1 protein-coding gene is annotated in these 232 nt (G+C 74.1%); it reads left to right on the forward strand.

Features of this window, described 5'->3' with window-relative positions; genetic code table 11:
- On the forward strand, positions 1-232 hold a 232-nt coding region (locus VJI93_RS09315; RefSeq protein ID WP_324009406.1), incomplete at both ends, for an NAD(P)/FAD-dependent oxidoreductase.

Below are 232 nucleotides of genomic sequence, written 5' to 3' on the forward strand. Positions count from 1 at the left end.
GCGCGCCCGCGCGCGACGCTGCGCAGCACGCTCAACGCGCTGCTGCCCGCACGGCTGACCGAGGTGCTGGCCGACCGGCTGGCGCTGGTGGCGGAACTTGCCAACACGCCCGACAAGGCGCTGCGCGCGGCGCAGGCGCGGCTGGCGGCCTGGGCGTTCCACCCCACCGGCACCGAAGGCTTTGCCAAGGCCGAAGTGACCGCGGGCGGCATTTCCACCCGCGAGTTGTCAT

It is taken from the genome of Parvimonas sp. M20 (assembly GCF_035282425.1).
Classification (GTDB): Bacteria; Bacillota; Clostridia; order Tissierellales; family Peptoniphilaceae; genus Parvimonas.